At 60.8% G+C, this 1,542-nt stretch carries 2 protein-coding genes and 1 pseudogene; 1 reads left to right on the top strand and 2 read right to left on the bottom strand.

The genetic code is table 11. The annotated features are described in order from the left end of the window. A pseudogene (locus QZY07_RS02335) lies at positions 1–182 on the bottom strand (hypothetical protein); the annotation flags it as partial. Positions 183–314: 132 nt separating this feature from the next. On the opposite strand from QZY07_RS02335, the gene rnt reads away from it, so the two are divergent. Continuing rightward, positions 315–992 (top strand): ribonuclease T, encoded by a 678-nt coding sequence (gene rnt / locus QZY07_RS02330; protein ID WP_295399493.1) that lies wholly within the window; start codon positions 315–317, stop codon positions 990–992. Between the two features lie 37 nt (positions 993–1,029). Here the strand turns inward: rnt and grxD are convergent, their stop codons facing one another. Further along, complete coding sequence (gene grxD / locus QZY07_RS02325) at positions 1,030–1,365, bottom strand: Grx4 family monothiol glutaredoxin (RefSeq protein ID WP_295399492.1); 336 nt, start codon at positions 1,363–1,365, stop codon at positions 1,030–1,032. Between the last annotated feature and the right edge of the window lie 177 nt (positions 1,366–1,542).

Below are 1,542 nucleotides of genomic sequence, written 5' to 3'. Positions count from 1 at the left end.
GTCACCCGGGGGTCTTCGCTATGGATCGTCCCGAACAGAACGCTGGGGACCGCTGCCGTCGGCGAACTGACCTGATAGAGAAGCCCGTGCGCCGTGCGCCCAACCTCTCCCGCCGCCGGGCCGCCCAGCAGAAACGCCCAGAGGACGAGGCTCCAGACAACCCCGTACCGGAAAACACTCATTACGCGGATATCGCTCAATCCAGCATGACTCCTTGGCGTCGTTACTCGAAACAACCGGCAATCAAGAACGAAAAGTCGTTTTGCGTGCAGTCAATGTTTGGCATTCGCCGCGCACCCACTTATGCTGTCGCGATGAATGATGAAGAACAGATTCCAGATGGTATCGCGCAGCGCTTTCGTGGCTTTCTGCCGGTGGTCGTCGACGTGGAGACCGCGGGCTTCGACGCCCAGCGTCATGCCCTGCTTGAAATCGCGGCGGTCATTATCCGCATGAAACCGGACGGACGGCTAGAGCCTTCGGCCCCGATCGCCTGTCATGTCCTGCCGTTCGTGGGCTCGGAGATCGACCCTCGGGCGCTGGCCTTCAACCGCATCGACCCGGACCACCCCTTCCGTGACGCGATTTCGGAACAGGATGCGCTCACCCGTATCCTCACCCCGATTCGCAAGGCGGTGAAATCCACTGGCTGCAATCGCGCCATCCTGGTGGGGCACAACGCCCATTTCGATCTGGGTTTCGTCAAGGCAGCGGTGGAGCGCACCGGCTTCAAACGCAATCCATTCCACTCGTTCAGCGTCTTCGATACGGTGACGTTGGGCGGGCTGATGTTCGGTCAGACGGTGCTGGCCAAGACCGCGCGGGCGGCGGGGCTGTACTGGCAGAACAGCGAGGCGCATTCGGCCATCTATGACGCGGAGCAGACCGCGCGTCTGTTTTGCGCGATCGTCAACCGCTGGGGCGAACTGGATCCGGTGCGTTTCTGGGAAAACGGACCAGACGGCATGACATCCATGTCGCAGCAAGACTGACACCGAGCCAGCGCGGGCGGTGTCGGCCTTACCGCACTCAGCCGTCAGCGGGCTCCGCCTTAGCGGCCGCCTGCTCCATCATCGATTTGAGTGCTCCGTTGGCGTGCAGTTCGAGGGTGATATCGCACCCGCCAACCAGTTCGCCGTCGATATAGATCTGCGGAAAGGTCGGCCAATCGGCAAAACGCGGCAGATTCTCGAAGATTTCGGGATCCTGCAGGACGTTGACATAGGAAAAGGGGACGCCGCACTCCTGTAGAGCGGCGGCGGCCCGCATGGAGAACCCGCATTGCGGAAACTGCGGGGTGCCCTTCATATAGATCACGACCGGGTTGCCTTTCACCTGATCGCCAATGCGCTCCAATACGTCCATTCCTCACCTCGTCGAGAATTGATAATAGTCAACGACTATCGGGACGCGCATCGGCATTTCAAGCCAGATGCCGTTGCAACCACAGCTCCAGCAGGGCCAGGTGCCAGAGTTTGTTGCCCTGGATGCGGGTGTGGTGCAGATCCGGCGCGTCCAGGAGTTGATCGAGATAGGCTTGTC

It is taken from the genome of uncultured Thiocystis sp. (assembly GCF_903866365.1).
GTDB lineage: Bacteria > Pseudomonadota > Gammaproteobacteria > Chromatiales > Chromatiaceae > Chromatium.
This window is presented reverse-complemented; position numbering and strand designations above follow the sequence as displayed.

Bases quoted from the DNA above. Each gene is read 5' to 3' on its own strand.
- grxD (WP_295399492.1), bottom strand. From the start codon at position 1,365: ATGGACGTATTGGAGCGCATTGGCGATCAGGTGAAAGGCAACCCGGTC.
- rnt (WP_295399493.1), top strand. From the start codon at position 315: ATGAATGATGAAGAACAGATTCCAGATGGTATCGCGCAGCGCTTTCGT.